This is a genomic window from Kribbella sp. NPDC049584 (assembly GCF_040675555.1).
In the GTDB taxonomy this organism is placed as follows: Bacteria; Actinomycetota; Actinomycetes; order Propionibacteriales; family Kribbellaceae; genus Kribbella.
Genome location: NZ_JBFAPF010000001.1, coordinates 405,413 through 429,213, shown reverse-complemented (window position 1 = coordinate 429,213; position 23,801 = coordinate 405,413). Strand labels below are relative to the sequence as shown.

23 protein-coding genes and 1 pseudogene are annotated in these 23,801 nt (G+C 68.1%); 15 read left to right on the top strand and 9 right to left on the bottom strand.

Annotated elements, in window-relative coordinates:
* Nucleotides 1-71: 71 nt before the first annotated feature.
* The 4 genes from AB0J62_RS02075 (at nt 72) to AB0J62_RS02060 (ending at nt 5,301) form a co-directional block, all read left to right on the top strand.
* On the top strand, nt 72-1,433 hold the full coding sequence (locus AB0J62_RS02075; protein WP_363863220.1) for a sugar ABC transporter substrate-binding protein: 1,362 nt from the start codon (nt 72-74) through the stop codon (nt 1,431-1,433).
* 65 nt (nt 1,434-1,498) lie between these two features.
* Nucleotides 1,499-2,386, top strand: a complete 888-nt coding sequence (locus AB0J62_RS02070; protein WP_363863217.1) for a sugar ABC transporter permease — start codon at nt 1,499-1,501, stop codon at nt 2,384-2,386.
* Nucleotides 2,373-3,173 (top strand): carbohydrate ABC transporter permease, encoded by an 801-nt coding sequence (locus AB0J62_RS02065; protein WP_363863214.1) that lies wholly within the window; start codon nt 2,373-2,375, stop codon nt 3,171-3,173. The genes AB0J62_RS02070 and AB0J62_RS02065 overlap by 14 nt, the downstream gene beginning before the upstream one ends.
* Before the next feature lie 226 nt (nt 3,174-3,399).
* Nucleotides 3,400-5,301, top strand: a complete 1,902-nt coding sequence (locus AB0J62_RS02060; RefSeq protein ID WP_363863211.1) for a DUF4185 domain-containing protein — start codon at nt 3,400-3,402, stop codon at nt 5,299-5,301.
* 60 nt (nt 5,302-5,361) lie between these two features.
* Here the strand turns inward: AB0J62_RS02060 and AB0J62_RS02055 are convergent, their stop codons facing one another.
* Together AB0J62_RS02055 and AB0J62_RS02050 are read right to left on the bottom strand one after the other, a co-directional pair.
* On the bottom strand, nt 5,362-6,027 hold the full coding sequence (locus AB0J62_RS02055) for a maleylpyruvate isomerase family mycothiol-dependent enzyme (protein ID WP_363863209.1): 666 nt from the start codon (nt 6,025-6,027) through the stop codon (nt 5,362-5,364).
* Nucleotides 6,018-6,668 carry a pyridoxal 5'-phosphate synthase gene (locus AB0J62_RS02050; protein WP_363863206.1) on the bottom strand — a complete coding sequence of 217 codons (651 nt, stop codon included), beginning with the start codon at nt 6,666-6,668 and terminating at the stop codon, nt 6,018-6,020. Before AB0J62_RS02050 ends, AB0J62_RS02055 begins: the two co-directional genes overlap by 10 nt.
* 63 nt (nt 6,669-6,731) lie before the next feature.
* Between AB0J62_RS02050 and AB0J62_RS02045 the strand changes: the two genes are divergently transcribed.
* From AB0J62_RS02045 to AB0J62_RS02010, 8 genes and pseudogenes are all read left to right on the top strand, one after another.
* Nucleotides 6,732-7,388 (top strand): ABATE domain-containing protein, encoded by a 657-nt coding sequence (locus tag AB0J62_RS02045; protein WP_363863203.1) that lies wholly within the window; start codon nt 6,732-6,734, stop codon nt 7,386-7,388.
* A gap of 10 nt (nt 7,389-7,398) precedes the next feature.
* On the top strand, nt 7,399-8,085 hold the full coding sequence (locus AB0J62_RS02040) for a VOC family protein (RefSeq protein WP_363863201.1): 687 nt from the start codon (nt 7,399-7,401) through the stop codon (nt 8,083-8,085).
* 34 nt (nt 8,086-8,119) lie between these two features.
* A complete protein-coding gene (gene dapE / locus AB0J62_RS02035; protein ID WP_363863198.1) occupies nt 8,120-9,187 on the top strand; it encodes a succinyl-diaminopimelate desuccinylase in 1,068 nt (355 codons plus the stop codon).
* A gap of 37 nt (nt 9,188-9,224) precedes the next feature.
* Nucleotides 9,225-10,073: a TIGR00730 family Rossman fold protein gene (locus AB0J62_RS02030; RefSeq protein ID WP_363863196.1), complete on the top strand. Its 849-nt coding sequence runs from the start codon at nt 9,225-9,227 to the stop codon at nt 10,071-10,073.
* A 54-nt stretch (nt 10,074-10,127) separates the two neighbouring features.
* Nucleotides 10,128-10,343, top strand: a pseudogene (locus tag AB0J62_RS02025) (DivIVA domain-containing protein); the annotation flags it as partial.
* Nucleotides 10,344-11,372: 1,029 nt separating this feature from the next.
* Nucleotides 11,373-11,882: a hypothetical protein gene (locus tag AB0J62_RS02020; protein ID WP_363865157.1), complete on the top strand. Its 510-nt coding sequence runs from the start codon at nt 11,373-11,375 to the stop codon at nt 11,880-11,882.
* Nucleotides 11,882-12,322 carry an SRPBCC family protein gene (locus AB0J62_RS02015; protein WP_363863194.1) on the top strand — a complete coding sequence of 147 codons (441 nt, stop codon included), beginning with the start codon at nt 11,882-11,884 and terminating at the stop codon, nt 12,320-12,322. The genes AB0J62_RS02020 and AB0J62_RS02015 overlap by 1 nt, the downstream gene beginning before the upstream one ends.
* Nucleotides 12,319-12,879: a DNA-3-methyladenine glycosylase I gene (locus AB0J62_RS02010; protein WP_363863191.1), complete on the top strand. Its 561-nt coding sequence runs from the start codon at nt 12,319-12,321 to the stop codon at nt 12,877-12,879. Before AB0J62_RS02015 ends, AB0J62_RS02010 begins: the two co-directional genes overlap by 4 nt.
* A gap of 191 nt (nt 12,880-13,070) precedes the next feature.
* On the opposite strand, the gene AB0J62_RS02005 is transcribed toward AB0J62_RS02010, so the two are convergent.
* Genes AB0J62_RS02005 through AB0J62_RS01995 form a run of 3 tightly spaced genes read right to left on the bottom strand, consistent with a single transcriptional unit; the run spans nt 13,071 to nt 16,923 of the window.
* Nucleotides 13,071-15,224 (bottom strand): alpha/beta hydrolase-fold protein, encoded by a 2,154-nt coding sequence (locus tag AB0J62_RS02005; protein ID WP_363863188.1) that lies wholly within the window; start codon nt 15,222-15,224, stop codon nt 13,071-13,073.
* A gap of 44 nt (nt 15,225-15,268) precedes the next feature.
* Nucleotides 15,269-16,060 (bottom strand): enoyl-CoA hydratase-related protein, encoded by a 792-nt coding sequence (locus AB0J62_RS02000; protein WP_363863185.1) that lies wholly within the window; start codon nt 16,058-16,060, stop codon nt 15,269-15,271.
* A 32-nt stretch (nt 16,061-16,092) separates the two neighbouring features.
* Nucleotides 16,093-16,923: a PaaX family transcriptional regulator C-terminal domain-containing protein gene (locus tag AB0J62_RS01995; protein WP_363863182.1), complete on the bottom strand. Its 831-nt coding sequence runs from the start codon at nt 16,921-16,923 to the stop codon at nt 16,093-16,095.
* 165 nt (nt 16,924-17,088) lie between these two features.
* On the opposite strand from AB0J62_RS01995, the gene AB0J62_RS01990 reads away from it, so the two are divergent.
* Nucleotides 17,089-17,256 (top strand): DUF3117 domain-containing protein, encoded by a 168-nt coding sequence (locus AB0J62_RS01990; RefSeq protein ID WP_012923066.1) that lies wholly within the window; start codon nt 17,089-17,091, stop codon nt 17,254-17,256.
* Nucleotides 17,257-17,405: 149 nt separating this feature from the next.
* Nucleotides 17,406-18,929: a leucyl aminopeptidase family protein gene (locus AB0J62_RS01985; RefSeq protein ID WP_363863179.1), complete on the top strand. Its 1,524-nt coding sequence runs from the start codon at nt 17,406-17,408 to the stop codon at nt 18,927-18,929.
* 1 nt (nt 18,930) lies between these two features.
* Here the strand turns inward: AB0J62_RS01985 and AB0J62_RS01980 are convergent, their stop codons facing one another.
* Nucleotides 18,931-19,788 carry an oxidoreductase gene (locus AB0J62_RS01980; protein WP_363863176.1) on the bottom strand — a complete coding sequence of 286 codons (858 nt, stop codon included), beginning with the start codon at nt 19,786-19,788 and terminating at the stop codon, nt 18,931-18,933.
* Nucleotides 19,789-19,891: 103 nt separating this feature from the next.
* Here AB0J62_RS01980 and AB0J62_RS01975 point away from each other — a divergent pair, with 103 nt between their 5' ends.
* Nucleotides 19,892-20,746, top strand: coding sequence for a helix-turn-helix transcriptional regulator (locus tag AB0J62_RS01975; RefSeq protein WP_363863173.1), 855 nt, complete (start codon nt 19,892-19,894; stop codon nt 20,744-20,746).
* 6 nt (nt 20,747-20,752) lie between these two features.
* On the opposite strand, the gene AB0J62_RS01970 is transcribed toward AB0J62_RS01975, so the two are convergent.
* The 3 genes from AB0J62_RS01970 to AB0J62_RS01960 form a co-directional block, all read right to left on the bottom strand.
* Nucleotides 20,753-22,003, bottom strand: a complete 1,251-nt coding sequence (locus AB0J62_RS01970) for a hypothetical protein (protein ID WP_363863170.1) — start codon at nt 22,001-22,003, stop codon at nt 20,753-20,755.
* A gap of 70 nt (nt 22,004-22,073) precedes the next feature.
* Nucleotides 22,074-23,231 (bottom strand): glycogen synthase, encoded by a 1,158-nt coding sequence (glgA, locus tag AB0J62_RS01965; RefSeq protein ID WP_363863167.1) that lies wholly within the window; start codon nt 23,229-23,231, stop codon nt 22,074-22,076.
* A 19-nt stretch (nt 23,232-23,250) separates the two neighbouring features.
* Complete coding sequence (locus AB0J62_RS01960; protein ID WP_363863164.1) at nt 23,251-23,796, bottom strand: GNAT family N-acetyltransferase; 546 nt, start codon at nt 23,794-23,796, stop codon at nt 23,251-23,253.
* Between the last annotated feature and the right edge of the window lie 5 nt (nt 23,797-23,801).

Sequence of the window (23,801 nt, the reverse complement as noted above, 5' to 3'; positions counted from 1 at the left end):
AGATTGCGAGAAATCGATTGCCCCTCGGCCGCCCGAACCCCCGCCCGAAACACACCACCCTGGAGCACCTGATGGCCGCAACACCCTTCCCTGCCAGACAGCTCAGCCGCCGGTCCGTCCTGCGCGGCGGTCTGGGCGCGTTCGCCGCGACGGCTGCCGGCGTACCGCTGCTGTCCGCCTGTGGCGGCAACGACTCCGGCGGCAACGCCAAGGAGATGTCGTTCTGGAACTTCTACGGCCCGTCCGACGATCAGGGACCGCAGAGCAAGTGGTTCGTCGACACCGTCGCGGAGTGGAACAAGAACAACGACGTCAAGGTCAAGCTGCGCTACATCCCCGGGAAGGACTACCTGAACGGGACGACCCTGCAGACTGCGTTCCAGTCGGGACAGGGCCCCGACATCTTCCTGATCAGCCCCGGCGACTTCCTCCGCTACTACAACGGCGGCGTACTGCAGGATCTCGGCTCCGCGCTGCCGGACGAGTCCAAGAAGGACTACCTGCCCGGTCTGCTCGAGGCGCGCAGCGTGGACGGCAAGGTGTACGGCCTGCCGATGGAGATCGAGCCCCTCGCGATGTACTACAGCGAGGCCGCGTTCGAGTCGGCCGGCCTGTCCGAGGCCGACCTGCCCAAGACCTGGGACCAGACCATCGCGGTCGCGCAGAAGCTGACCAACAGCAAGCGGTACGGCGTGATGTTCGAGACGCTGCCCGGCTACTACCAGAACTTCACCTGGTACCCCTTCATGTGGCAGGGCGACGGCAACGCGATCAAGGACGGCAAGTCCGCGTTCGACTCGCCCGCCGCCGTGCAGGCACTGAAGTTCTGGGGCGACACGATCAAGAACAAGGTTGCCCCGCGCAAAGCGCTCGGTGACGGCGGTGGTGACGTCGTCTCGAACCTCGGGTCCGGCGCGGCCGCGATGCAGCAGAGCGGGATCTGGGCGGTCGCGGACATGCGGACCAAGGCGAAGACCTTCAAGTACGGGATCATCCCGCTGCCCACTCCGGACGGCGGAAAGGCGGCCACCGACCTCGGCGGCTGGGCGTTCGTTGCCAACTCGAAGGGCAAGAATCCTGAGGCCGCGGCGAAGTTCATCGCGTGGGCGCTCGGCTCGACCGATGCGGCCGGCGTCGAGCGGCAGCGGCAGTGGAACACCGTGGTGAAGACCAACCTGCCGCCGCGCAAGTCGGTGCAGGAGGCCGCGGATGCCAAGGGCGCGTTCGCCGACGGCGCGCTGAAGAAGTTCGTCAGCGAGATCGCCCCGACCGGTAAGCCCGAGCCGCGGTTCCCACCGGAGGTGTACCAGCCGATCGCCGACGCGATCCAGGCCTGCCAGTTGAACGCGGCCGATCCGGCCAAGGCGGCGGCCGACGCGGCGGAGAAGATCGACACGTTCCTGAAGACCTACCAGGGCGCGCCGATCAGCTGATGGTGACGACAACAGCCCCTCCGTCCAAGCCCGCCGTGAAAGCGCGAGCGAAGCCGAAGGCCGGTATGACGCGGAAACGGCGCGAGGCGCTGGCGGCGTACGCCTTCCTCGCGCCGGACACGATCGGTCTGCTGATCTTCGTCGCGATCCCGATGGTGCTGGCGTTCGGTGTCGCGTTCTTCAAGGTCGATGGCTTCGGCAACTATCAGTACGTCGGCCTGGCCAACTACAAGCTGATGGCCGGGGACGATCAACTCTGGGCCTCGCTGAAGGTCACCGCGATCTACGTGGTCACGTTCGTGCCGATCGCGTTCGTGGTGAGCTTCGCGCTGGCAATGCTGGTCCGCAACCATTTCAAGGGCATCGGCTGGGTCCGCTCGGCGTTCTTCCTGCCGAACGTCGTCAGCCTGGTCGTGGTCGGCCTGATCTGGCAGTTCCTGCTGGTCGACAAGCGCGGAGCGCTCTCGAAGATTCTGGCGCCGTTCGGCCTCGGTGACGTGTCCTTCCTCGGTACGCCGTCCCTTGCGCTCGGCACCTATGTCGTGATCAGCGTGTGGTTCCTGATGGGATACCAGATGCTGGTGTTCCTGGCCGGCCTGAAGGATGTGCCGAAGGAGCTCGAGGACGCCGCCCAGATCGACGGTGCGGGCTCCTGGCAACGATTCCGGTACGTGATCTGGCCGCTGCTCCGGCCGACCAGCTTCTTCGTCGTGGTCAACTCGACCATCGGTGCGGTCACTGGTCTCCAGGCGTTCGACCTGGTCTTCGTGCTCACCAAAGGCGGTCCGGCGCGGGCGACCAGCACGGTCGTGCTCTATATCTACGAGCAGGCCTTCACCTTCAACAACATGGGGTACGCCGCCGCGCTGACCACCGTGGTCGTGGCGATTCTCGTCATCTGTACCGGACTGATGTTCGGCGTCACCCGAGGAGGACGTTTTGACGAGGATTAGAGTCCTCCCGATCCTGGCGCATGTCCTCGCGATCATCGCGGTCGCTCCGCTGATCTGGATCCTGATCAGTGCGTTGAAGCCGGCCGAGGACGTGTTCAACTTCGGCTGGCCGTCGACGTGGACGTTGGACAACCTGCAGTACGTGCTGCTGAAGATCCCGATGCCGCGGTTCATGCTGAACTCCGCGATCGTGTCGGTGACGGTCACCGTGATCGCGCTGTTCTTCCACAGCATGGCGGCGTACGCGCTGGCCCGGCTGCGGTTCCCGGGGCGCGGGATCATCTTCTCCGGGATCATGTCGACGCTGCTGGTGTCGCTGCCGGTGATACTAGTTCCGTTGTTTCTAGTGGCAAAGCAACTAGGTCTGCTCGACAGCTACGCCGGGTTGATCGTGCCGAGCATCTTCCACGCGTTCGGCATCTTCCTGCTCCGGCAGTACTACCTGAACATCCCGCGTGAACTCGAGGAAGCGGCCGATCTGGACGGTTGTGGCTACTGGCGGCGGTACTGGAGCGTCATCCTGCCACTCAGCCGGCCGGTGCTCGCGTCGCTGTCGGTGCTGTTCTTCCTGGCCAACTGGAACGCCTTCCTCTGGCCGCTCACCATCACCCGGAACCCGGATCTGCGCGTCATCCAGCTCGGCGTCTCCGGCATGCAGGGGCAGTACGCCTCGGCCTGGAACCTCATTCTCGCGGCCGCCGTGATCGCGGCCATCCCGACGGTCGTGGTGTTCGTCGCGGGCCAGCGCCGCCTGGTCGACGCGATGAAGACGACCGGCCTCAAGTGAAGGAACCGCTATGAAACGTGGGGCACTGCTCGCCGTCTTGCCGCTGGTCTTCGGAACGGCGACCCTCCTCACCCAGTCCACCGCCTTGACCAGCCATACCAAACCGTATGGTACGGCGGCTTCAATCGAACATACCAAACCGTATGGTATGGCGGGCTCGGGCTCGGGCTCGGGCTCGGGCTCGGGCTCGGGATCGGTCGGCACCGCGCAGGTGGAGTCGAAGGGCGTGCCTAGCAAGAGCGACGGTGACCTCTGGCCGTCCTGCTGGGCGGGCAACGACAAGCTGTACGCCGCCAACGGTGACGGCAAGGGGTTCAGTACTGATGGCGACTTCGCCGATATCGCGGTCAGCGAGATCAACGGCACGCCGGGGAACTTGTCCGGGGCAACGATCTCCAAGGGCGATCAGGTCGGGTCGGTCTGGAGCGGCGCCGGGTACAACCGCAAGCCGACCGGGATGGTGTGCGTCGGCGACACGTTGTACCTGGCGGTGCAGGACCTCGCGCTGGACTTCAACGACGTACCGGCTGCGACGATCCTGAAGTCGACGGATCACGGGAAGACGTGGACCTGGGACAAGACGAAGCCGATGTTCTCGGATCATGTCTTCACGACGATCTGGTTCGCGGACTTCGGCAAGGGTGGTGCGCTGGCGCCGGACGGCTACGTGTACGCGTACGGGCTGGATGGGAACTGGCGGGACTCGTTCGACGACACGGTTGCCGATCCGCAGAGTGTGTTCCTGGCACGGGTCCCTAAGAACAAGGTGCAGGACCGCGGCGCGTGGAAGTTCTACACGGGCGCTGGATGGTCGTCGAAGATCGCGGATCGCAAACCGGTGCTGACCGACACTCGGCGGTTGTATGCGCAGACGTACGGCACGAATGCGTCCAACCTAAGCGTGATCAGCCAGGGCGGCGTCACGTACCTCGCGAAACAGAAGCGGTACGTGTACACGTCCTGGACGGAGTACACCTTCGAGTTCTATGAGTCGCCGACGCCGTGGGGTCCGTGGAAACACTTCATGAGTAAGGACTTCGGCGGATACCCGTGGTCGACGTCGAAGTACGGCGGATACGGCGTGACGATCCCGTCGAAGTTCGTCCAGCCGGACGGCAACACGATGTACATCCAGGCGAACGTGTGCCCGTGCGGAGGCGGCGGGATCGGTACGTCGGTCTACAACTTCAACCTGCGCAAGCTGGTGCTCACGCCGTCGGTCGATACGCCGGCCTCGAACCTCCCCGGGTCCGACAACCTCGCGGCGCCGACGACCGGCGCGGTTGCGATCTCCAAGTCGACTCAGTCGGGCAGTCTGGCGCTGATGAACGACGGGGCGAAGACGGGCAGCGAATCGGACTTCGACGACGAGGTCAAGGGCGCGTCGTGGTGGGGGTATGAGTGGCCTGCCCGGCACAAGGTCAACAACGTCGAGTTCACGTCGGGCGCGGTGTCGGCGGAGGGCGGTTACTTCACCGGGCGGCCGCGCGTGCAGGTCAAGCAGAACGGCGAATGGGTCGAGGTCGGCTCGCAGACCGTCTCACCGGCGTACCCAGGTGATGCGTCGGCCGGGGCGAACGCGACGTACACGATCACGTTCCCGGTGCAGGAGACCGATGGGATGCGGGTGATCGGGTTGCCAGGCGGGACGCGCTCCTACACGACGGTGTCTGAGCTCGCGGTCCGGTACGTCTCGCAGTTGGCAGATGGTGGGTTCGAGGGCACTGGCGGCGGGAAGCCTGCTTGGCTGTTCGAAGGTACTGCGGCGAATGGGGTCGACCGCGGGCTCGGCTTCGCGCATTCGGGCGCCAACAACGGCTGGATCCGCTGTACCTGCACGGGTTTCAGCGACCTGTACCAGACGGTCCCGGTCACACCGGGTGCGACGTACACCTTCGGCTCGTGGATCAACGCCTCCGCCAACCTGCCAGCAGACCAAGGCCGTTTCGGCGTCCGCGCCGGTACGACCGAGCTGGCCAGCACCACGTACGGCGCCGGCACCGGCTACGTCCACCACGAGGTCACGGTCAAGATCCCTGCCAACACCCACGAGGTCACCGTCTACGCCGGCTTCAACGCCCCCAACCTGGACACCTGGATCCAGGTAGACGACTTCACCGTCAGCTAGCAACCGGACGTTTCCGCCCCGCCGCGCACGGAGCGGCGGGGCGGGGGCTGGGTGGGGTTCCTATGGCCAGGGGAGGAGTTGTGGCTTGGGGCCGGTGATTGGGCCTGGGGTGGGGCGGCCGGCGTACCAGGCGGTTAGGTCGGTGAGGGCGCCGGACAGTGTGACTGTGTCGCCGGTGCCGGTCTCCCAGGTGGTGTCGTCGGCTTGGAGGATCAGGTGGATGCCGTCGGGGGTGCGGGGACGGAGGAAGTCCAGCAGGTGCAGACAGAACGATGAGGACCAGCTTGCGGGAGTGATGCCCAAGTTGAGGTCCGCGGTGTGGATGGTTAGTTCTCGCCAGGTGGCTTGCAGGCCGGCGGACAGGTTGCTGTTGCGGTGGAGGATGGGGAGGGGCCAGTCGGTGGGGCTGACCCTGTCCCAGGACGCGAGCAGCGTGGTGACGGCCTGGGTGAGGTGGGTCCGGAGGTCGGCCGCGGAACGGTCGGCGCCGGCTTCGATGGCAGCGTCGCGAGCGGGCCGGCCGCCGTCGTACATCTCGATCACGCGGCCTTCGAGCGCCTCGTCGACCTGACGGGTCATCGCCCCGGAGAAGTTCGCGAGGTGCGTGATGACATGGCCGCGGGACCAACCGGGCAGATTCGAATCGCCGCGGGCGCTCGCGTCGTCCAGGTCCGCGACGAGGGCGAGCAACTGGTCGGCGGTGGCGCGTACTTCGTTCAGGGCCACAACAGCTCCTTCGTCCACTGGTCCTCGAGCTGGTACCGCAGGCGCGTATGCCGGCGATCCCGATCGGCCTGCCAGAACTCGACCTCTTCCGCGCGCAACGTGTACAGCGTCCAGTTCGGCGCGACCAGCCCGGGCTCCGCGGCGATCCGCTCCGCTTGCTCCTTCACCGCCACGTCGATGTCCGCGGGATCCGCGAGTACGGCGCTCTGCCGCCCGACCAGCGCCTCCGCCCGCGCCGCCTCGGGCCGCATCAAGAAGTCCCGTGCCGAATCCTCCGGCGAAGCGGCCTCTACCGTCCCGAGCACGCGGACCTGCCGCCCCAGAGGGATCCAGTAGAACGTGAGAGCGGCGTACGGCGAGGTGGCGAGCTCATCGCCCTTCCGGCTGGTCGACGTCGACGCGAATTGCCAGCCGCCGTCCGTCACCTCCTTGAGGATCAGGACGCGCCCGTTCGGCCGGCCGTCGGCGCGGACCGTGGACAGGGTCATCGCGCACGGCTCGGGCACCTGCTCGTCGATCGCGCTCAGCAGCCACTCGACGAACAACGGATGCGGGGTCTCGGGAGCAAGTGCGGGATCCCAGGCCGGTGGGATGCCGGTCAGCGTCGGTACGGCGCGCAGCCGGGTGCGGAGGTCGGTCACGCTTCGAGACCCTAGGCGAAGTATTCACATGGCAGCAACCAGATTTCCCATTAGGATCGGTGGATGAGCACGCTGGCCTTCGCCCTCGCCGCGACCATCAAGCACGACGGCCGTGGCGGCGTCGCGGATCTGCTGGCCACCCCCGCGGAGGCAGCCGCGTGGCTGGCCGATCACCAGCACCTGGTAACGGAGGTGCTCGGGCGACCGCCGGCCGGTACCGAACCGGCGGCCGATGCGATTTCCGGAACAAAACTCGCAGCTGGCGGCGAATTCCTTCCGGAAAGCCGGGGAGTCGGCATGGATGAGGCGCTGTGGCGGGCGTTGGTGGAGGCCCGGCGGGCGGTGCGCGCGCTGTTCGCGCGGGCGGTGGCGCCAGGTGCGCCGAGCAAGGCGGATGCGGACCGGTTGATGGATGCGGACGTGGCAGTGCGGGCGGTGAACCGCGCGGCCGAGCGCTTAGGGGTGAGGGAGCTCGAGTGGCCGGCGGGTGGTGAGCCGGTACTGCGGTGGGCGGGCCGGACCGACGACCTCATCGCCGCGGTCGGGCGCTCGACGATCGAGTTTCTGACCGGACCGGATCGGGGGCGGTTGCGGGCGTGTCCGGCGGCTCGGTGCGTGAAGTACTTCCTGCAGGACGATCCGCGGCAGACCTGGTGTTCGGCGTCCTGCGGTAACCGGGAGCGGGTGAACCGTCACTACCGCAAACGGCACGCCGGATAGCCTGTCGGTCATGACCATCGCGCGTTTCAAAGACCTGTGTGTCGACGTCACGTCGCCCAGTGAGATGGCCGCGTTCTGGGGCCGGGTGATCGGCTTGACCGCGCCCGCCGACAACCCGAACGTGCTCGTCGGCGACGTCCCGGAGAAGACGATCTGGATGTGCAAGGTCCCGGAGACGAAGACGGTCAAGAACCGGGTGCACCTCGACCTCATCACCGGCGCGATCGAGGATCTCGAGCGCGAGGGTGCGAAGGTCCTGACCCCGGCCACCGAAGAGCAGCAGTGGACCGTGATGACGGACCCAGAGGGCGGGGAGTTCTGCGGGTTCGTCCGCGGCACGGTCCCGGCGTACCGGCTGATGGAGTTGATCGTCGACTCGGCCGAGCCGGAAAAGCAGGCGCGCTGGTGGGCGGACGTTGTCGGCGGCGACTTCATGAGCCGGCCGGGTACGCCGTACTGCTGGCTCGAGAACGTGCCCGGCCTGCCGTTCCGGTACTGGGTTTTCGTGCCGGTGCCCGAGCCCAAGACGGTGAAGAACCGGGTGCACTGGGATGTCACCGCGCCCGCGCTGCAGCCGGTGCTCGACGCGGGTGCGACACTGCTGCGGCCCAAGGACGACGAGATCGGCTGGAACGTCTGCGCCGACCCCGAGGGCAACGAGTTCTGCGTGTTCCTGCCGCCGGAGGAGTCTTCATGACAGCACTGATGCCGCGACTCCGTGGGGAGGCCTCATGACCAAGCTCGACCTGACCGCGTCCGGTCCAGACCTGACCGAGGCGCTGGTGAACAGTTCGTCGGTCAGCGGGACCGAGGAGAAGCTCGCGGACAAGGTCGAGAAGGCCTTGTCGGCGTACGGGCATCTCAAGGTGTTCCGGCACGGCAACACCGTGGTCGCGCGGACCGACCTCGGGCGCGACGAGCGGGTCGTGATCGCCGGTCATCTCGACACCGTCCCGCTCAACGACAACCTCCCGGCGCGTCGCGCCGACGGGCTGATCCACGGTCTCGGCGCCTGCGACATGAAGGGCGGCGTCGCGGTCGCGCTCCGGCTTGCGGCGAGCCTCGACGAGCCGGTCCGGGACGTCACCTATGTCTTCTACGACTGCGAGGAGATCGAGGCCGAGCGCAACGGTCTCTTCAAGCTGACCCGCTCCAACCCCGAGCTGCTCGAGGGCGTGTTCGCGGTCGTGATGGAGCCGTCGAATGCCGTCGTCGAGGCCGGCTGCCAGGGCACGATGCGGATCGAGGTCACCACGCGCGGCGAGCGTGCGCACTCGGCCCGGTCGTGGATGGGGTCGAACGCGATCCACGCTGCGGGCGGCGTGCTCGCGCGGCTTGCGGCGTACGAACCGCGGCGGGTGCCGATCGACGGGCTCGTGTACCGCGAAGGGCTGAACGCGGTCGCGATCACCGGCGGCGTCGCGGGGAACGTCGTACCGGATCTGTGCACGGTGGCGATCAACTACCGCTTCGCGCCCAGCCGGTCCGAGGCCGAGGCCGAGGCACACCTGCGCGAGGTGTTCGAGGGGTACGACGTCGTGGTGACGGACTCGGCTCCGGGCGGGCTGCCGGGGCTCGAGCGGCCGGCCGCGGCGGCGTTCCTGCAGGTGGTCGGGGGAGAGCCGCAGCCGAAGTTCGGGTGGACGGACGTGGCCCGGTTCACGCTGCTCGGCGTGCCGGCGGTGAACTACGGGCCCGGCGACCCGCTGTACGCGCACAAGCAGGACGAATTCGTGCCCGAGGCCGAGATCGAGCTGTGTGAACAGCGGTTGAGGAGTTGGTTGACGGGCCGCGCCTGAGCCGCCCGGGTTACCGGTCAGGCCATAATCTGGACGCATGTCAGAACCATCGATCCACCCCGACCGTCCGGTCGGCCAGCAGCAGCGCGGGCCGATCATGATGCGGCGCAAGCAGGTGCAGCACTCCACCTCCGAGCAGCGGCTGCTGGACAGCCGCGGACCGTCGGACTGGGTGCACACCGACCCGTGGCGGGTGCTGCGGATCCAGTCGGAGTTCATCGAGGGGTTCGGCATGCTGGCCGAGCTCGGCGCCGCGATCAGCGTCTTCGGCTCGGCGCGGACCAAGCCCGACGACCCCATGTACGCCGCGGCCGAGGAGTTCGGGCGGAAGCTGGTCGCGGCCGGGTACGCCGTGATCACCGGCGGCGGACCGGGTGTCATGGAGGCTGCGAACAAGGGCGCGTCCGAGGCCGGCGGTGTCTCGGTCGGGCTCGGTATCGAGCTGCCCTTCGAGAACGGCCTGAACGAGTGGGTCGACATCGGGATGAACTTCCGGTACTTCTTCACCCGCAAGACGATGTTCGTGAAGTACGCCCAGGGATTCGTGGTGATGCCGGGCGGGTTCGGCACGCTGGACGAGCTGTTCGAGGCGCTCACCCTGGCGCAGACGCGGAAGGTCACGTCGTTCCCGGTCGTGCTGTTCGGTACGGCGTACTGGGGCGGGCTGGTCGAGTGGCTGCGGAACACGATGCTCGAGGACGGGAAGATCTCGGCCGCCGATCTGGAGATGTTCACGGTCACCGACGACGTGGACGAGGCGATCAGCTACATCATGAAGGCGGGGGAGCTGGCCGACGCCGCGGCCCAGGAAGCCGCCGAGGTGGCTGCGGAGGACGTGGAGAGCACGTCCGCGAAGGCGCGCCGGCTGGGGTCCGACGGGAGCTGAAATCCCGGGTGATGGTTCGGTTGACTCGGACGGCATGGCACGATCGGACCCGTGATGTGGTTCTTCGGGCTGGTCGTCGTGGTGTTGATCGGGGCTGTCGCGGTAGTCGCCTCGGGTCGTTGGGGTGCCATGAGCACGGCGTACGACGACAGGCCCGACATGACTGTGCCCGCACGGCAGGCGCTGACGTCGACGGATATCGAGTCGGCGCGGTTCGCGGTCGGGGTGCGCGGCTACCGGATGGACGAGGTCGACACACTCCTCGAACGAGTCGCAAAAGAGGTCGCTGAGCGCGACCGCCGAATCGCGGACCTGGAGCGCGCGGTCGCGCCGATCGTAGAGGCGCCGGACGGCGCCGGCTTCTCGTCGAAGTCGCCGTACGACGCATCCGAGTTCGAAGACACCGGTCCGCATCAGCCCATCCTCGTCGGCGGCGACTTTCCGGTGAGTAAGCCCGCGAACGACGAGCCGGCCGACTCCACCGCGGAGGCCCCGGAGGTCGCCACGCCGGCATCTCCCACCGAGCCGCCACCAACTACTGAGCCGCAAGCTGAGTCTGGCGCTGGATCTGGGGCTCAGTACGGGGCTGGATCTGGCGTTGAGTCCGGCGTTGAGTCCGGCGTTGAGTCCGGCGTTGAGTCCGGCGTTGAGTCTGGGGCTGGATCTGGGGCTGGATCTGGGGCTGGATCTGGGGCTGGATCTGGGGCCGGTTCCGGGGCTGAGTCTGGGGCTGGATCTGGGGCTGAGCCTGGAGTCGGTTCTGGGGCAGCTTTCGGGGCTGAGTCTCAGGCGGCGTCTAGCTCGGCGTACGGCGCGGCGTATGGGGCAGCTGCCGAGGGTGCGGACGACGAGCCGGAGACTTCGGAGCTCCCGCGGACGAGGCACGAAGCAGCCGCCGACGAGTACGAACGGCTCCAAGCCGAGGCTCGCGCCCTCCTAGAGGCACAGTCCCAGCCGGTCACTCCCCGCCGCACTCCCGCCACACGCCACTCAGCACCTCCAGAGCAGCAGCCGCAAAATGAGCAGCCGCCACAGGCGTCCAGCGAGCAGTCGCCGGATCGACAGTCACCCCAGGCTGCCGCCCAGCAGTCGCCCCAGCCTGCCGCCGAGCAGTGGCCGGATCGGCCGGCGCCGCAGGCTGCCGCTCAGCAGTCGCCGCAGGTTGCCGCCCGGCAGTCGCCGGAGGAAGAGGCTCCATCGGCCCGTGCGCAGCAGTCAGCACAGCAGCCGCCGCTCCAAGCCTCCAGCCAGCAGTCAGCCAACACACAACCAGCCGCAGCCGAGCAGCCCTCTCCCGCGGTGCACTGGACCCAGGCGCCTGAGCCACAGCCGCAGGTGCTCCCGCAGCAGTCGGCCGACGTGCAGCAGTCCCAGGCCGAGCAGGCCGCTCCCGTGACGCACTGGACGCAGGCAGCGGTCCCACAGCAGTCCGCTGGCGGCCAGCAGGCGCCGGGCGAGCAGGCCGCTGCGGCAACGCCCTGGATGCAGGCGCAGGACTCGCAGTACGTGGTGCAGGAGCAGCAGTTGCCCGCGCCTCAGCAGCAGCAGTCCTACCCGCAGCAGGCGGCGGATGGGGAGCAGGCGGTGGGTGGGCAGGCTGCTCCGGTGACGGACTGGACGCGGGCGCAGGACTCGCAGTATGTCGTGCGCGAGCAGGAGGCCGCCCAGCAGCAGGCCGCACAGCAGCTGTCCGCGCCGCAGCAGTCCAGTGCGCAGCAGGGTGATGGGCAGCAGGGTGAGGGGGAGGGGTGGCGGTTTTGGCCGCCGGCTGATCAGGACGATGAGGGCGCTTATCAGCGGCCCAGTTAATGGACGAGTCGGGGAGTTGTCACGCGGAGGCGTCGGTCGTGCTGCGGCTGTCGCCGGAGGCCGCGTGGGACGTCGTGATGGATTGGGATCGCCAGTCCCGCTGGATGCTGCTTACCCGCGTCTGGGGGACTGAGAACGACGGGATCGGCGTCGGTGGCGGGGTCGCGGCGCGAACTTCTGTCGGTGGCATCGGGTTCACTGACGACATGGTCATCACACACTGGGATCCGCCGCGCGAGTGCACGGTGAAGCATCTCGGCAAGATCGTCCGCGGGACGGGCACGTTCACGATCGCGCCCGTCTCCAGCGGCAGCGTCTTCACCTGGGAAGAGGACGTCGACCCGCCGCTCGGTCGGCTCGGGTGGATCGTCGCGCGACCGGCGTTCGAGCTGATGATGCGCGTCTCGTTGCGCCGACTGCTGCGAGAGGTCCAGGCATGACGGTGATCGGCCCGGATGGGCAGGCGCGGTGTGGTTGGGCTACTTCGGCGCCGGAGTATGTGGAGTATCACGACACTGAGTGGGGTAAGGAGATCCGTAGCGATGTCGGGCTGTTCGAGCGGATGACGCTTGAGGGGTTTCAGTCTGGTCTGTCGTGGATCACGATCCTTCGCAAGCGGGAGAACTTCCGTACGGCGTTCGCGCACTTCGACCCGGAGACGATCGCGAAGTTCGACGACGCGGACTTCGAGCGGCTGATGGCCGACCCCGGCATCGTTCGCAACCGGCTGAAGATCAACGCGACGATCAACAACGCCCGCGCGCTGCTGGAGCTCGACGACGGCGAGTTCACCGAGCTGCTCTGGTCGTTCAAGCCGGCCGAGCACAAGGCGCCCAGGACGCTCGCCGACGTGCCGGCCACGACACCCGAGTCCGTGGCGATGTCGAAGGCCCTGAAGAAGAAGGGTTTCGTCTTCGTCGGACCCACCACGGCGTACGCGTTGATGCAGGCGACAGGCATCGTGAACGACCACTTGAAAACCTGTATAGCCCGCTGAATCTCGTGCACGTGCAGCTGCCTTCTGCATCTGCAAAAGGCTCTTTGGCGAAACGCAAACACAAACGGCTGAACGAGTTGTGCACCGGGCACTGAACGTGATGAGGTGTTCAGCGGGCTCCCCGACTGTCAGGTGGTTGTCCGGCCGTGACTCGCCCGGCCGGAACGCGGTCTGGGAGCCCACCAAACGTTCTATGGCAACGTGTTCGTGCCATCGGGAGTGAAGGCTGTTCGGAACACATCCGTTCCGGACAGCCCGCTCAACTGCGTGCCTGTCGGCGTAACGGTGAGGTACAGATTGGCTTCGGCGAAGGCGTCCGCGGCATCGTCGTCAGCAGTACCGAACTGGCGGGTCCAACTGCGGGTGTGGTCAGGAGAGTACTTCGTCAGCACGCCGTCGAACTTGCCGAGCGGCGTCTCCAACGAGCCGTCGGTGAAGCCTGCCACGTAGACATTGCCGACGGGGTCGACAGCCACAGCGGCGGCCTTGTCGTTGGTGGACGTGCCGAGCTGGTCGCGCCAGGTCAAGTTGCCGTCGGAATCGGCGCGGGCGATCAGGAAATCCTTGTCGCCGTTGAGTGTTCCGGCGAAGTCGCCCGCCGTGTAACCGGCGAGGTAGACGCCGCCGTGAGGGTCTGCGGTGAGTGCCCACACCTCGTCCGCCGCGGAAGTGCCGAGCTGCTTCACCCACATCGGGGAGCCGTCAGTTGAGTAGCGAGCGAGGAGGCCGTCGACGCCACCGTCGCCGGCCATCATTCCGCCCAGGTACACGGAACCGTCCGAGACCGCGACGGCCATCCCCTTGTCCTCGCCGGCACTTCCGGTCTGCCGCAACCACACCAGTCGCCCGTCACCGTCAAGCCGAGCGACGAACACATCCTTGTCGCCCTGGTTCGCCCCGTCCAACGCGCCCTTCGTGTAGCCGCCCACATAGACGTCGGTCCCTGACACCGTCACCGAATAGCTGCGATCCGCCACCCCCGGTACGCCGAACTGCGTCAGCCACCGTCGATTCCCATCGGCGTCGTACTGCGCCACGAACCCATCGTCCGTAGCGTTTCCGGCATGTGTGCCGTCCAGATCGCCGTTCGTGTACCCGGTCACCACAACGCGCCCTTCGGCGTCCACAGCAACGCCGTACGCGCGTTCGGTCCCGCTGGTCCCAAGTGACCGCGTCCACTCCCGCGAACCGTCCGCCCGGTACTTGATCAGCGCGACATCCGTCCCACCCGCGTACGGCTGCCCGTCGAGCGAGCCGGCCGCCGCGACCGCCTGATAAACGTTGCCAGAGGCATCAGTCGCGATCCCGCCGGCGCGATCGTCGCCCGCCGTACCTGTCATCGCGGCCCGCATCGGGACGGCCGGCGGCTTGCCGATGTACCGGAAGATGTACTTCGCGCCTTCGGCGAATGTCGGTCCCCACACGTCCCAGTCGTGCCCCCCGTCGACGACGCGGAACTCCGACGTCAGGTTGGGCACCCGCGAGGCCTGGTTGAACACGACGTGTGCCTCGAAGTCGAGGTCGTGGGTGGCATCGATCGCCTTCGGGTTCTTGTACTCGTCGTCGCCGACCGCGATATACAGGTGCGACTTCAGCCCGGTCGCCGAGAACGACTTCAGCCCGGCCGGCCAGTTCAGCTTCAGGTACGTCGCCTCGACGAACGGATCCTTACCCTTGCCGAAGGCACCGAAATCGCGGGTGCTCGAATCGGCCGGCGGCAACGGGAAGTACACCGCCGGACTCAGCGCGATCGCCGCGCCGAAGACGTCCGGATGCGCCAGCGAGTACCGCAGCGCACCGGCACCGCCCATCGAGTAGCCGGCGATCGCCCGCCCGCTGCGGTCCGCGATCGTCCGGTACGTCGCATCGATCTGCGGCACGAAATCCCGGAAGAACGCGGTCTCCACGGGCCGCCCCGGCTGTGTCTGACCGTCTGGGCTGCCCTTGTAGGCGGAGTCGACGTACCAGCTGGCCCGGCTGCTCCACGGCGCGTCGGGCATGATCGCGATCGTCGGCGGGATCTCAGCGTCCCCGATCAGCTCGTCGAGCCGGCTCTTCACCTGCGTCCAGGCGCTCATCGAGTCCCCGCGCCCGTGCAGCAGGTAGACGACCGGGTACCGGCGGGTGGATGCGTCGTACCCGGCCGGCAGGTAGACGTTGTAGTTGATGTCCTCGCCGAGCGTTGCGGACCGCACAGCGGCGGACTTGATGACCCCAGGCTCGACAGCGGGCGCAGGGGACCCAGCGGGCCCAGCAGGCCCAGTAGGCCCAGCAGCGGACCCGGGCACGACGAAGCTCCCGACCAGCGTGGCGGCGGTCAGGGCAGGCAGCAGCAGTTTCCTCACAGCTCAGGTTGTAATCGCTTACGTAAACGATTACAAGACCTTGCTCACCTGCCGTTGAAGCTGGGCTTCTCCTTCGCGACGAACGAGGCGACCGCGTTGTGGTGGTCCTCGGTCTCGCCGGTCAGCCGCATCTGTCCCGCCTCGAAGGCCAGCGATTCGGCCAGCGTGTGCGTCGCCGAGTAGTTCACCGACTGCCGGACGGCGCCGTAAGCGACCGTCGGACCCTTGGCGAGCTTCCCAGCGAGCTCTGCGACCGCGTCCTCCAGCTCAGCAGCCGGTACGACGGAACTCGCCAGGCCGAGCTCCAGCGACTCGGCCGCGGGAATCGTGCGGGGGAAGTAGAGCAACTCGAGCGCCTTCGCCCGCCCGATGAGCCGGGGGAGCGTCCACGAGATGCCGGTGTCGCAGGACAGCGCGATCCCGGTGAAGGCGAGGTTGAACCCCGCAGTGTCGGCGACGACGCGGAAGTCGCACGCGAACGCCATCGACGCGCCGGCGCCCGCCGCCACGCCGTTGACCGCCGCAACGACCGGCTTGGGCATCTCGGCCAGGGCCAGCGCGATCGGCGCGTAGTGGTCCGGCACTGTGCTCCACAGCGCAGCCTGGTCGTTGGCCTGCAGCAGCCCGATGTGCTCCTTGAGGTCCTGTCCGACGCAGAACGCCCGCCCGGTCCCGGTCAGTACGACGACGCGGACGGCCGGATCCTCGGCGGCGGTCTGGATCGTGTCCCGGAGCAGAACCTTCGTCGGCGTGTCGAGCGAGTTCATCGCGTCCGGCCGGTTCAGGGTGATGGTGGCCACGCCGTCGGAGACGGCGTAGACAACGGAGTCACTCATCGTGGTCAGCTCCTTGACTGTCGGTGAGAATTTCAGTGCAGTGTCAGGCAGTTGTCGACGAAACGCCCGGCCGCGGGGCCCAGTCGTTCGGCGTGGAAATCGAAGAACTCGGCCGCCCTGGTCCCGGCCCAGTCGGCGGGCAGCAGCTCGTCCGGCAGCCCCGGATCGCGGAACAGGAACTTGCGCCACTCGTGCACCAGTTCCGACCGTACGGCGAACGCGTGCTCGTCGCCGTTGCCGTTGGCCGACTCCCGCCCGGCCTCGTCGACCAGCGCCTTCGCCTCGATCAGCCAGGCGTCGTACGACGCGCCGAGCTCGTCGAGTTTCCAGACCCGCCGGGCGAACTCGACGGCGCCGTCGTCGACCGGCGCGCGGAACCGGTCCGCGGCGATCCCTTCCATGCCGAGAATCTGGTCGACCTCGGCGTCGTTGCGCAGTCCGACCCAGGCGCCGTCGGACAGCGGAGCCCAACCCAGGAAGGCGAGTTGGCTCGCCAGCTGCTCGCGGCGGCGGGCGTTCGGGACCTCGCGCAGGATGCCGAGATGCCAGTGCCGGTCCCAGTCGCCGGGGCCTTCGGAACCGGTGACCACGGGCGTGCCGTCCGGTGCGGTCCGGTAGATCCGGGCGGCGGCGTCGTCGAGCCTGCGACGCGCCCGGGACGTCAGCGCGTACCCGGGCTGTCCTTCGATCCGGACCGGCTCCAGCCAGCCCTGCCGGACCATCCGCGACACGGCGGTGCGCACCGCCGGCGGATGGACGCCGAGCGGCGCGAGCAGCTGGACCAGGGCCGCGACCGGGGCGCGCGCGCCACGCGCGCGCAGGTGGTCGCCGTACAGGTCGAAGAGGGCTGAACGGGCGTGCACAAGACTCGAGTCTGCCGTATGGTGCACGGCTCTGGCCTGGGATCGGGAATAATGGGGTCTGATACACACTGCGATACGCGCCGACGGCGCATCACCGCAACGGCGCCGGCGACGGTCCCCGCGCGGTGTCGTCGCTCAACACCGACACTGGGAAGGGGTGCGCGCATGGCGGCGATGAAGCCGCGGACGGGCGATGGTCCGCTCGAGGTCACCAAGGAGGGCCGGGGGATCGTGATGCGGGTTCCGCTCGAGGGCGGCGGCCGGCTCGTCGTCGAGCTCAACGCGGACGAAGCGACCGAGCTCGGGAACGCGCTCAAGGCTGTCGTCGGCTGACCGGGTTCTCCCCGGGGTGCCTTGGGGCCGGCTCCGAATCCCACGCACCTCTGACAAATCCTGCGACCCCGGTGGGTGCCGTTTCCGGCACCGGCCGGGGTCGTTACGGTTGCACCCTACTTTGATCAAACTTCAGTGAGGTCCTCCTAGTGGCTCGCCGCAGCAGCAGTTCGTCCCCTTTCCCCAGCCTTCCGGGCGTCGCCTGGCAGCCCGGTCTGCCGGTGCACGGTTCGCCGACCTGGGTGATCGTCGTCGGTGACGACAGCGGTCTGCCGGCCGCCGCGAAGGAGGCCGGCGAGCGACTCGGCGTCGACCTCGACCGGTTGCTCGAAGTGCAGCAGGAGACCGGCTTCAGCGCGTCCGCCGGCGCGGTCGCGGCGTACCCGCTGCTGGCCGGCGAGGTGACCGAGATCGTGCTGGTCGGAGCCGGCGACGGCAGTCCGAAGGACCTGCGACACGCCGGTGCGGCGATCGCGCGGTTCGGCCGCGGCAAGGACGAGCTCACCACGGTTGTTGCCGAGGGCATCGATGACGCGGCGCTGCAGGCGTTCGCGGAGGGCGTGGTTCTCGGCTCGTTCTCGTACACGCTGAAGACGGTCGACCCGGGCAAGCCGGCGGTCGGCAAGGTCACCCTGACCGACGGTACGGCGGATGCGCGCCAGCCGGCCGTCGACCGCGGCATCGTCGTCGGCCGGACCGGCTGGCTCGCGCGGCAGCTGGCGATCACGCCGTCCAACGAGAAGGACCCGGCGTGGATGGCCGCGCGGGCTACCGAGGTGGCCGCCGCGACCGGTCTCGAGGTGACGGTCTGGGACGAGAAGCAGCTTGCCGAGGAAGGCTTCGGCGGCATCCTCGCGGTCGGTCAGGGCTCGACCCGGCCGCCGCGGTTCATCCGGCTCGACTACGTCCCGGCGGGCGCGACCAAGAAGACGCCGTACGTCGTGCTGGTCGGCAAGGGCATCACCTACGACACCGGCGGCCTGTCGCTGAAGCCGCGCGAGGGCATGGTGTCGATGAAGCGCGACATGACCGGCGGCGGTTCGGTGATCGCGACGATGTCGGCGCTGCGTGAACTCGGCGCGAACGTCCGGGTGACGGGGCTCGTCTGCTCCGCGGAGAACATGCCGTCCGGCTCGTCGTACCGCCCGGACGACGTGATCCGGCACTACGGCGGCCGGACCACCGAGGTCAAGAACACCGACGCCGAGGGCCGGCTGGTGATGGCCGACGGCCTCGCGTACGCCGTGAAGGAGCTGAAGCCGGACGTGCTGGTCGACGTCGCCACGCTGACCGGCGCGATCAAGGTGTCGCTCGGCGCGATGCTGTACGGCGGGATGTTCGCCACCGACGACGCGCTGGCCGACAACCTCGCCGACGCCGGCCGGATCTCGGGCGAGGAGGTCTGGCGGATGCCGCTCCCGCCGGAGTACGAGGACCTGATCGCGACCCCGATCGCGGACTCGGTCAACAGCTCGAAAGGCCCCGGCTCCATCACCGCCGCCCTGTTCCTGAAGGCCTTCGCCGGCGACATCCCCTGGGCTCATCTCGACCTCTCGTCGATCGCCGAGTCCCCGGCCGACCGGTTCGAATACTCCGTCGGCGCGACCGGCGCCGGTGCCCGCCTCCTCACCACCTGGCTGGCAGGCGAGCAACCCACCGCGGGGATCGGCTGAGCTAGCTCCGGCCGATGGCGTCGAGTTCTGCGACGGCGTCGGCCGGCAGGTCCAGGTCGCGGGCCGCGATGTTTTCCCGCAGGTGGGCGAGCGACGACGTACCCGGGATGACCACGCTGGTCGACGAGCGCTGCAGGAGCCAAGCGAGCGCGACCTGTTGCGGGGTGGCGTCCAGGCGCGTGGCTGCCTTGGCGAGGGTTTCTGACTGCAGTGGGGTGAAACCGCCCAGCGGGAAGAACGACGCGAATGCGATGTTGTGGTCGGCGGCGTAGTCGACCACGGCGTCGTCGTCGCGGCGGACCAGGTTGTACAGGTTCTGGACCGTGACGATCGGCGCGATCGCCTGGGCCTCGCGAATCTGGGGGATCGTGACGCCGCTCAGGCCGAGGTGCCTGATCAGGCCCTCCTGCTGGAGTTCGGCGAGGGCCGTGAAGGCCTTGGCGATCGACTCCTCGCTGCCGCCGTCGTGGGCGGGCGTGCGGAGGTTGACCACATCGAGTACGTCGAGGCCCAGGTGCTCGAGGTTCTCGTGGACCTGCGCCTTCAGGTCCTCGGGGTCCTGGGTGATGTTCCACGAGCCGTCGTCGCCGCGCCGCGCGCCGACCTTGGTCACCAGGTGGAGGCCGGCCGGGTACGGGTAGAGCGCCTCCTTGATGAGCTCGTTCACGACGACCGGGCCGTAGAAGTCGCTGGTGTCGATGTGCGTGACGCCGAGGTCGACCGCTTCCCGCAGTACGGCGATCGCCTGGTCGCGGTCCTTCGGCGGGCCGAAGACGTTGGGGCCCGCGAGCTGCATCGCGCCGTACCCCATGCGGGTGATGGTGAGGTCCTCGGCGAGGGTGATGGTTGAGTTCGTCATGCTTCAACTGTTGCCCGCAGCACTGAGAACAGGGAGTGCCCTGCTGTTCCTGGTAGTGACAGGACCCAGGCACCTGGACGTGGTCCGGACTACCGTGGGAGTCATGGAGAGTACGAACGCGCTGGGCGACTACCTCCGGGCCAGGCGCGAGCAGGTCAAGCCCGAGGAGGTCGGCATCCGGAGCATCGGCCTGCGGCGCGTTCCCGGGCTGCGGCGCGAGGAGGTCGCGATGCTCGCCGGCATCAGCTCGGACTACTACCTCCGCCTCGAACAAGGCCGCGACCGCAATCCGTCCGTGCAGGTTCTCGATGCGCTCGCCGAAGTACTGCGGCTGGATGCCGACGCAACCGCCTACCTGCGGGGTCTCGCCCAGGAACGGCCGGCTCCCCGACGGACCGGCGAGAAGGTCCCGGAAAGCATCCTGGAGCTGATCGACGGGCTGCCCAACAATCCGGCGTACGTGCAGAACAAGTACACCGACTGTCTGGCCGTCAACCCACTCTGCGCGGCGCTCTCCCCGAACTACCAGGTCGGGGTCAACCTGCTCAGCGCAGTACTGCTCGATCCCCGCGAGCGTGAGCTTCGCCGCGACTGGGACGACCTGACCGAGGAGGGTGTCGCGATCCTCCGCACGGAGCTCGGCCCGAACGTGGACGACCCGCGCCTGAAGGAACTGGTCGGCGATCTGTCCGTCCGCAGCGAACGCTTCCGCCAGCTCTGGGCGCGCCACGACGTCCGCCCGCGTAAGAGCCGGCTCAGTCAGTTGACGCATCCCGCCGTCGGCGAGCTCGCCCTTCGCTCGGACAAGCTCACGATCGGCGGCACCGACAGCATGACGCTGGTGATCTTCCACGCCGTACCGGGATCGCGCGACGCCGAGTCGCTGGCCCTGCTCGGCAGCCTGATCGCGTCGAACGACGAGCAGCCGCAGCAGAACCAGCCGAGCCCGAAGGACTAAACCGGCTCAAGCCCACCGGCTGAACGCGCGGATGATTCCTGGGTACGCCGCGAACGCCGTACCTGTGTGATCGACCGGACCCATCGAGTGGACCGTCACGTCGGCCCCGCGTGCTCGCAAAGAAGCAGCACAGGCGTCGGCGTTGGCAGCCACCACGTCGGTGTCCTTCGTGCCGCTGTAGAGATGCACCGGCACCCGCGGATTCCAGTCGCGACACACCTGGTCGGCTGCACGGATCGCCCGGAGCAGCTTGCCGGTCGGGTGCTGCAGCTGCTTGATGAACGCCGGCGTGAACAGCTTCTGCGGCGTGTCCGGGAGCGCGGCAACGATGTCCTCATCGGAGTGCGTGCCGTCGAACAGCCCTTCCACCGTGGCGGCGTACGGCGCCTGGAACACCTCGCGCGGATCGTCGTACAACCCGACGGTCCGGTTCCATGCGGTGATCAGGTAGCCGAGGTAGAAGGTCGCCGTCGGGGGCAGCACGCCACCCGTGAAGATCGCCGGCAACTCGCTGCCGAGCAGGTCGTACGGACCGGCGACGGCCTGGATCGCGCCCAGGCGGAACGAGCCGACCTCACCGCGGCTCAACGCCCGGCCGAAGGCCATCGACGCGCGTCCGCCCTGCGAGAAGCCGGTCACCAGCACGTCCCGCTTCAGTGCGATCCCGTGCTTGGCCGCGAAGGTCCGTGCGGCGAGCAACAGATCACCCGACGAGGTCGTCTCGGTCTTGGTGTCGAGGTACGGCGGCTTGCCCGGACCGAGCCCGAGTCCGAGGTAGTCCGGCGCGACACCGACCAGCCCCTGACCAGCGAACAGAGCGGTCACCAGCCGATCGGTCGAGGTGTCGTCCACCGAGGCCGCCGCGGCCTTCGTGGGGTTGGTCCCGTGCAGGTATTCCGCGACGGTCAGCGCACCGCGACGCCCGTCCGGCAGTACGACGATGCCGCTCGCGGTCGTCGGCCGCCCGTCGTGGTCGATCGTCCGATAGATCAAGCGGTACGCCGTGACGCCGTACGCCGCAGGTGGTGTGCCGGGGAAGTCGGCGGACACGGCGTTCAGCTGAGCCGCGGTCAACTGCGCGACTGGTACCGCCGAGATCACCGATCCGCGCCGGGCATGCACGCTGGAGACGGCAGCCTCGGACAGCGTCGGCTGACTGACGGCGCCGAACGCGGACAGCGGGAACGTGAGCAGAGCAGCGGTCGCCAGGGTGGCGGCGACGCTCCGTGTCAGGCGAGAAGTCAGGCGAGAAGTCATACCTCAAGCCAACCGCCGCCGCGCCACTCGAAGAATGGTGCGAAGCCCCGTACCGAGGGTGGGCTTTCTCCTACCCGAGCAGGCTCGTGTACAGCTGGACCGTCCGGTCGGCGACGGCGTCCCAGCCGAACTGCGACACGGCCCGCTCACGCCCGGCCTTGCCCATCGACTCGGCCTTCGCCGGGTTGTCGACGAGCTCGTTGATGCCGTCCGCGAGGCCGCGTTCGAACGCGTCGATGTCGTCCTCGTCGTACGGGACCAGGATGCCTGTCACGCCGTCGTCGACGACCTCGGGGATACCGCCGACCGCACTAGCGACGACGGCGGTCTCGCAGGCCATCGCCTCCAGATTGACGATGCCCAGCGGCTCGTAGATCGACGGGCAGCAGAACGCCAGTGCGTGCGTGAGAACCTGCCGGACGTCCTCGCGCGGCAGCATCTCGGAGACCACGAACACGCCGTCCCGAGCCATCTTGAGGTCGTCGATCAGCGCGTCGGTCTCGGCCTTCAGCTCGACCGTGTCGGCGGCACCGGCCAGTAGCACGAGCTGCACGGACGGGTCGAGGCGCAGGCCGGCGCGGAGCAGGTGCGGCACGCCCTTCTGCCGGGTGATCCGGCCGACGAACGTCACGTACGGACGATTCAGATCCACCCCGAGCCGCTCGAGCACGTGGGTCGATGGATCCGGGTGGTAGAAGTCTGCGTCGATCCCGTTCGAGATCACGTGCACCTTCGCCGGGTCGATCGAGGGGTAGCAGTCGAGTACGTCGTCCCGCATCCCGCGGCTCACCGCGACGACCGCGTCGGCCGCCTCGTACGCCGTCTTCTCGGCCCAGCTGGACAGCCGGTACCCGCCGCCGAGCTGCTCGGCCTTCCACGGGCGACGCGGCTCCAGCGAGTGCGCGGTCACCACATGCGGTACGCCGTACAGCAGCTTCGCCCAGTGACCGGCCATGTTCGCGTACCAGGTGTGCGAGTGCACGAGCTGCGCGTCGCCGACGGCGGCTGTCATCGTGAGATCCGTGGACAGGATGCGCAGCGCCGCGTTCGCCCCCGGCATCCGCGGGTCGTCCTCGGAGTGCGCGATCGCGCCCGGCCTGGGCTCGCCCATGCACTGCACGTCCACGTCGATCAGCCGGCGGAGCTCGCGGACCAGGAAGTCCACATGCACCCCCGCCCCGCCGTACACATCCGGTGGGTACTCACGCGTCAGGATGGCGACCTTCATAAGCTCCGACCATAGGTCATCAGGCCACGTGTGTCGGCACCCAGAACCTCAGCTTTCCGTGTCGTTCGTCTTCCAATTCGCCGCCGGCTGCCTCGATCACCTTGCGTGAAGCGACGTTCCCGGTGTCGCAGGTGACGAGCGCCGGCTCGATGTCCAGCGCGGCGGCGATCGGCAGCGACTGGGTCAGCATCTGGGTCGCGTACCCCTTGCGCCGCGCGGACGGGCGGACGCAGTACCCGATGTGGCCGGCCACCTCGAGCAGGGCCGGGGTGAGCCAGTGCCGGATCGACAGCCGGCCGAGGAACTCGATGCCGTCGACGAACCACAGCACGGTCTGGTGCACGATCCCCGGCGGCAGCTCGGTCGCGGGGTCCGCCTCGGCCTTGATCGCCTCGACCAGCCGGTGGAACTCCGCCGGGTCGGCCGCCTGCTGCCGGGTCCACTCCTCGTCGTCGGCGGCGATCGATCGCGCACCCATCCACCGCTCCCCATCTGGACCGAGCTCGTCCCAGGCCGCGAGGAACGATCGGTGAACGGCAGTGGTCGGTACGACGAGGATCGGCATCTTTA

Excerpts from the sequence above, each read along its gene's own strand:
- AB0J62_RS02070 (WP_363863217.1), top strand. The coding sequence starts at position 1,499 with ATGACGCGGAAACGGCGCGAGGCGCTGGCGGCGTACGCCTTCCTCGCG.
- AB0J62_RS01975 (WP_363863173.1), top strand. The coding sequence starts at position 19,892 with ATGGAGAGTACGAACGCGCTGGGCGACTACCTCCGGGCCAGGCGCGAG.
- AB0J62_RS02040 (WP_363863201.1), top strand. The coding sequence starts at position 7,399 with ATGACCATCGCGCGTTTCAAAGACCTGTGTGTCGACGTCACGTCGCCC.
- glgA (WP_363863167.1), bottom strand. The coding sequence starts at position 23,231 with ATGAAGGTCGCCATCCTGACGCGTGAGTACCCACCGGATGTGTACGGC.
- AB0J62_RS02015 (WP_363863194.1), top strand. The coding sequence starts at position 11,882 with ATGGACGAGTCGGGGAGTTGTCACGCGGAGGCGTCGGTCGTGCTGCGG.
- AB0J62_RS02045 (WP_363863203.1), top strand. The coding sequence starts at position 6,732 with ATGAGCACGCTGGCCTTCGCCCTCGCCGCGACCATCAAGCACGACGGC.
- dapE (WP_363863198.1), top strand. The coding sequence starts at position 8,120 with ATGACCAAGCTCGACCTGACCGCGTCCGGTCCAGACCTGACCGAGGCG.
- AB0J62_RS02010 (WP_363863191.1), top strand. The coding sequence starts at position 12,319 with ATGACGGTGATCGGCCCGGATGGGCAGGCGCGGTGTGGTTGGGCTACT.
- AB0J62_RS01980 (WP_363863176.1), bottom strand. The coding sequence starts at position 19,788 with ATGACGAACTCAACCATCACCCTCGCCGAGGACCTCACCATCACCCGC.
- AB0J62_RS01990 (WP_012923066.1), top strand. The coding sequence starts at position 17,089 with ATGGCGGCGATGAAGCCGCGGACGGGCGATGGTCCGCTCGAGGTCACC.
- AB0J62_RS02075 (WP_363863220.1), top strand. The coding sequence starts at position 72 with ATGGCCGCAACACCCTTCCCTGCCAGACAGCTCAGCCGCCGGTCCGTC.
- AB0J62_RS01960 (WP_363863164.1), bottom strand. The coding sequence starts at position 23,796 with ATGCCGATCCTCGTCGTACCGACCACTGCCGTTCACCGATCGTTCCTC.
- AB0J62_RS01970 (WP_363863170.1), bottom strand. The coding sequence starts at position 22,003 with ATGACTTCTCGCCTGACTTCTCGCCTGACACGGAGCGTCGCCGCCACC.
- AB0J62_RS02030 (WP_363863196.1), top strand. The coding sequence starts at position 9,225 with ATGTCAGAACCATCGATCCACCCCGACCGTCCGGTCGGCCAGCAGCAG.
- AB0J62_RS02000 (WP_363863185.1), bottom strand. The coding sequence starts at position 16,060 with ATGAGTGACTCCGTTGTCTACGCCGTCTCCGACGGCGTGGCCACCATC.